This window comes from Methylobacter sp. BlB1, from assembly GCF_015476545.1.
In the GTDB taxonomy this organism is placed as follows: Bacteria; Pseudomonadota; Gammaproteobacteria; order Methylococcales; family Methylomonadaceae; genus Methylobacter.
Window position 1 is genome coordinate 1 of the sequence record NZ_JADMKV010000114.1, and the last position, 6,149, is coordinate 6,149.

At 47.7% G+C, this 6,149-nt stretch carries 3 protein-coding genes; 2 read left to right on the forward strand and 1 reads right to left on the reverse strand.

All coding sequences use genetic code 11. The annotated features are described in order from the left end of the window. Together IT781_RS21185 and IT781_RS21190 are read left to right on the forward strand one after the other, a co-directional pair. Positions 1-1,467 (forward strand): LamG-like jellyroll fold domain-containing protein (locus IT781_RS21185; protein ID WP_194972164.1); only part of this gene is annotated, 1,467 nt, incomplete at its 5' end. 248 nt (positions 1,468-1,715) lie between these two features. Beyond that, the gene (locus tag IT781_RS21190; protein ID WP_194972165.1) at positions 1,716-2,984 is read left to right on the forward strand and encodes a hypothetical protein; all 1,269 of its coding nucleotides are present in this window, start codon (positions 1,716-1,718) and stop codon (positions 2,982-2,984) included. A 391-nt stretch (positions 2,985-3,375) separates the two neighbouring features. Here the strand turns inward: IT781_RS21190 and IT781_RS21195 are convergent, their stop codons facing one another. After that, a complete protein-coding gene (locus tag IT781_RS21195; RefSeq protein ID WP_194972166.1) occupies positions 3,376-5,568 on the reverse strand; it encodes an SBBP repeat-containing protein in 2,193 nt (730 codons plus the stop codon). Between the last annotated feature and the right edge of the window lie 581 nt (positions 5,569-6,149).

A 6,149-nucleotide genomic window follows, 5' to 3' on the forward strand; every position in this document is an offset into this window, starting at 1 on the left:
TCCCCCAATGTCGGCGGTTATATCGTCTCCTACGGCCAGAGCAGCGGCAAGTACACGGACAATGTAGATGTCGGCAACAAGACCTCGCTCACGATATCGGGAGCGAAGGAAGGTGTCACATACTATGCCGCAGTGAAGGCCTATAATTCGGCCCGAACCAACGAAAGCGGTTACTCTAATGAAATTAGTAAGACAATACCTGCCACGACAAAAACTACCGTAGCAACTAATGGAGCCACTACCGGGGCAGCTAACGGAGTCACTAGCGGAGCAGCTAATGGAGCCACTAGCGGAGGTACTGCAGGAGCGACTAGCGGAGGTACTGCAGGAGCGACTAATGGAGGTACTACCGGCCAAGTTACCAGTAATAATGGCTTGGTAGCAGCCTACGGATTTGAGGAAACCAACGGCAATACGGTTGCGGATGCCTCGGGCAAAGGCAATCATGGCACTATTAGAGAAGCTGCCAGAATCGCCAAGGGTCGTTATGGACAAGCGCTGCAGTTTGACGGCGTGAATGATTGGGTCACGATCAAGGACAGCCCATCATTAGATCTTTCAACCAGCATGACTCTCGAGGCATGGGTCAACCCACAGTCTCAGGCTGGCGAAAAAGCTTTGATTGCGAAGGAACAATCCGGTGGAGCAGTCTATGGCCTTCTTAATGCAGATGCTAATGTACCTGCTGCTGGAATTTATGACGGGCAATACCATGTTCTCCCCGGCCAGAACCAGCTGCCAGTGAACCAATGGACCCACCTTGTGGTGACCTATGATGGACAATACGGACGGCTTTATATGAATGGCGTTGAAGTCGCCAAAGGCGCAGAAAAAAGCCTGATTCAAGCATCCAACGGCGAACTGCGCATCGGAGGAAACAGTACTTGGGGAGCCTATTTCAAGGGCCTTATCGATGAAGTGCGAATTTATAATCGAGCCTTGACCGCAGCGGAAGTCCAGTACAACTTGAAGACTGCAATCAGTGTTTCAAACCCTCCGAAATTTGTTATGGGTGATAAAAACGAAGAACCTTGGGTCGAATACGTACCTCAGGGCATTGCACAAGCGTACCAGACTGTATCCAAGAAATCCGGTGTGCTAACTCAAGTGAAGGTTTATCTGGACGCCAGCACAACTGCGACACAATTGGTTGCAGGCATCTATAAAGATAATAAAGGGCATCCTGGTGCTCTTGTTGCTCAAGGCAAGTTGAACACGGTTAAGCCTGATGCATGGAACGCGGTTTCGATTGCCGGCGCCTCTGTGACCGCAAACACACCTTATTGGATCGCGATCATGGGACCAAACGGGGAAGTCGGATTCCTGGACCGAGTAGGATCGGGTAAAGGTTTGATGGAAAAGAGCTCTGGCCGCAATGCGCTGAAGGACTTGCCCAATACTTGGACTGGTTCGAGACGCGGCTATAAAACCAATGCGTCAATGTCACTGTATGGACTTGGACATTAATACTGAACCATTAACAGTTTAAACAACATATCGACGGAGCTGGCATCGCATTTGATGAGGCCAGCATCCTTCGACTATTCCAAATGACTAAATAATAGCCTACTGATATTTGTCTCAGCTATAACTGGAAATAGCTTTTGATGAGAAGCCCATACTGCGACAAGCATATGCAATAATCATCTCGCATCCAGTAAGTATGGTTATTGATTATTTCATGGTCTGCAAGACCTTTATTGAGATTTATTATTATGAACAAAAGAATACTGTATCGTATTTTGATTGGTATATTTTTAAACTTTATCTTGGTATCTTTGAGTTCCGCTGCCAATTTTTACGTTCGCAGTGGTGCAAATGGGGCCAATAATGGCTCCGACTGGGCAAATGCTTGGAAACAGATGAAGGATATAAATTACTCTGTAATCAATCCTGGCGATACAATTTACATTGCTGCAGGTACGTATGGTGCTTTAAGCATTGATAAAAGCGGCACCCCAGGCAATCCAATCACATTTAAGCGAGCAACCACAGGCTCACATGGCAGCTCAACAGGTTGGGCGAGCAACTACGATGGCCAAGTAATTATCGACGGCGGTGATTCGCTGGGAGCCATAGGTATTGGCGAAGGCTCTGGTAGAGGACAAAGTCATATTACTATTGACGGTGTGACAAGATACGGTATAAAAGTGCAAAACGCTTCCGTCGGAGTTAGAGCTGTTCGAGGACCATCAGATAATATCACACTGCGTTATCTGGATATCGGTGACTCTGGATCTTACAAAATGGGAGAAGACGGTATACAAGGCAGAGGAAGCAATCTCCTGGTTGAATATTCCTACATTCATGATAATGATAGCCTTGAAACTCATGGTGACGGTATTCAGTGGTTTGCAGGAAACAATATAGTCGTTCGTTATAGTGTCTTCAAGAACAATGGACAGATAATGATGCTCACTGAAACTGCATGGGGCAATGACTACGTAAACGACTTAAAGGTCTACTACAACGTCTTCTACAATAGAGGCGGAACGCATTATAACGGCATCTCTAAAAAATTATGCCCTCAATCAGGCTCTTGGAATATCTATAACAATACCTTTGACCTAGAGGCAACGAACAACAACGGAATGAATAACCTGTTATCAGGTGCGGGATCATGTTCCCGTATGGACTTCAAAAACAATGCAGTAATATATTCTAATGCAAGTTCTACTGGAGATATTTCGCATAGCTACAATGCATATGATAATTCAGGCCAATATTCTGTTCACTATGTTCCGTCAGAGACAGGCCAGGTTGCTACTGCCGACTTGGGGTTCGTGAATGTTGACTCTGCAGATTATCATTTAACTTCATCGTCGCCGCTGATTGGCAAGGGAGTCAACGTTGGCCTGAGTACGGACTTTGACGGAAAACCAGTGCCGACCAATCCTACTATTGGAGCGTTTGAGTCAGGAAAAAGCTCGTCTACGACGACTACATCTGCACTTCTTCCTCCAACAAATTTAAGAGTGCAATAAAAATTATTGCTTAGCTGGTTAGCTAGTAGCCAGGATTTTTCGCTAAAGCTAAACGGGATTTGATACATCTTAATTTTAGCAGCGAAAAATCTTGGCAATTATATTGCATATGAATCCCAAAAAGTCGCCGGACATCACTACAAGTCGCCCGCTAAAGCAGGCGAGTTTATAATAAACTAAGTCCAATACGCGTTGACTAATCCGGCTCCATTTAAAATTGCCATTTGAATTCAGTTCAAAATGCTGTCCAGATACTGTTTGATTAACGCATCTTTTATCTGCCTACGGTGCCATAAAATACCTGTGCATCCCCAATTACTTTCCCCAGCACCGCTATTTCAAGTGCATAAATCTCCGAACAGATAACTCAAAGTCCTCCCTCTATCTGATATCACAATTTCGACCCATCACTTCCGATTTTTGTCACGAAGGCATCAAAAAATCCGCCTGGAGCAGACTGAAGGGCGTTCTCGGTCGGGAAATTTAACGATCCGGTAACGCCTGTCACATAGACCTGCCCCCATCGATCTACAGCAATACCATAGCCAATGTCAATATCGTCTCCGCCAAGGTAAGTCGAATACTGTAATGCGCCGCCATCGACAGTGAGTTGGGCAACAAAAGCGTCATCACGCCCGGCCAGGAAAGGTTGTAGGGCGTTTTCGGTCGGGAAATCAGTCGAGAAGGTCCCTCCAGTCACAGAAGCCCGCCCCCGACTATCAACCGCAATGCCTCGAACGTCCTCTGTATCGCTCCCGCCCAGGAAAGTCGAATACCGCAATGCATCGCCATTGATCGTGAACTGGGCGACAAATGCATCCGTATCACCGCCGTATATAGCTTGCAGGGGGTTCACGGTCGGGAAGTCGGATGAACCCGTCCTCCCTGTTACATAGGCTTGGCCCAAGCGGTCCACGGCAATACTCCGGCCATCATCAGCGCTAATCCCGCCAAGATAGGTCGCATAGCGCAGAGCCGCACCATCTTTCGTTAACTTAGCGACAAAGGCGTCTCTACCACCAAAAGGAACATTATTATCACCTAAAACAGGCTGTAAGGCGTTCATGATTGGGAAATCGGACGAACTGGTAGAGCCTGTCACATAAGCCTGCCCCTGCCCATCCACTGCGATACTTGAACCTCCTTCACCGCCACTACCGCCGAGATAGGTCGCATAGCGCAGTGCTCTTCCATCGGCAGTGAATTGGGCAACAAAGACATCCGTGCCGCCACCTGACTTAGGCTGCAGGGCGTTCATAGTCGGGAAGTCGGACGATACTGTTCCCCCCGTTACATAAGCTTGGCCCTGCTTATCCACAGCGATACCACGACCATCGTCAAAGTCACTGCCGCCAAGGTAAGTTGAATAACGCAAGGCGGAGCCGTCGGCTGTGAGTTGGGCAACAAAGGCATCCCTGACTTGGGCTGCACCACCACCGAATTTTGGTTGCAAGGCGTTAACAGACGGAAAATCGCGTGAATTGGTCCACCCTGTTACATACGCCCGCCCCCGCCTATCAACTGCAATACCTGCTCCCGAGTCTTCCCCTCTCCCGCCAAGATAGGTCGCATAGAGCACCGCTCCACCATCAGCCGTGAGTTGAACGACAAAAGCATCACCGACTTGAGCAGAACCACCGCCAAATGTTGGCTGCAAGGCACTATCGACAGGAAAATCTGGCGAGTTGGTTTCACCCGTTAAATAGGCCCGACCTCTCTCATCCACAGCGATGCTCCGACCATCATCAAAGTCGCTCCCACCTAGATAGGTCGAATACACTAAGACTGGGTCGATGATCAGGGGATGCGAGGCGTCATTGGCAGCCACTTGAAAGCCCACCGTCTGGCTGTCCTTAAGAACAAAGCCGCCTTTAATGGATTTGCGTGCGCCGCCTATTTCCTGGTAGATGACCGGCTTGTGCAAGCGGATTTCGCCGCTCGCCATGTGCAGAACCAGATCCCCCGCCCGGTTGATCTCGATTTTATTGGCGCCCTTGAAAGCCAGTTTGATCTGTCCTGGATCGCCCCCCGGCGCCACCACGAAGTCATACTCCAGTTGCCCCTGGTTACCGTAAAACACTAAATCAATCCCCGGATATAGGTCTTCGTAGGAAACTTTGGCATAGGTCGGCATTCCTGTATGCCATTCACTGGAGTCATTGCCGATCAAGTAGTTGACCTTCCCGGGAAGCTTTTCCTTGCCTAGAATCTGGGGAGTGAAGTTCGCTTCGACAAACTGCATCCTTAGTACAGTTCCGGTCTCTTCGCGCGAATGAGAGAACTTTGCTAACGAGGTATCTCTAATTTGGTCTTGAGATTTCTTCAAGGAAAGTACCGCTTCAGTAGGCGTCATAAACAGGGCATAACCCTGCCCCCGTGTGAGGAATCTCACCTGAGCATCCGTCTGCCCCTGATTGGCCTCAAAACTGAATGGCAACTTGCCATAATGTGATTGCGCCCGATCTTTTGCGTCGAAGGCCAACACCGGGGCGGCTGACATGAAAGTCAGACAAATCATGCTTGCAACCATGCCTCTTAGACGCATGCCGTCCCTGTTCGATGCGATGGATTGAATCGGTTCCATAAGAACCTCCTATGTTTAAGGTGAATTTAAACAAAGATAGGGAGATATCATAAGATTGTGAAAGAAGAGCAATAACACATAAAATTTAATAAAGCGTTAATGATGTGATGAGCAGCCAGTTGAAGACCATTTTTATTGCATATACTGCTCCCAACGTCATCCCCAGCCTAAAAAATCAAAATCTTAACCTGAGATGGATTTTGGGATTAGGATAAAGATAGTAGGTATATCAAGTTACACAGTCAATACGTTTAAGCGCTTAATAGAAGTTCATCCGTAATAGCCAGATAATCGAATTCTATCTTCTGCGTCAGTATTTTTAGAAAGAAGAATTAGCGCATTAAGCGCTACTGCAATACTTCAAGGAAAGGCATTGTTAAGTTGGTATGGATTAAGCTAATCTATTTTACTGAGCCAGTGATCATGGTTAGACACCCCCAAATGCAGCTCAGAAGGTTGCACTAAAGATGGGATGGCGAAAGGCAGGCAGCATTACTACTGTAAGCCTTGTGGTTATAGACATACGGTCAGTTACCGAGGCATCAATCCAGCCATTAAGCGGCAAGCGCTCCAGCTTTACC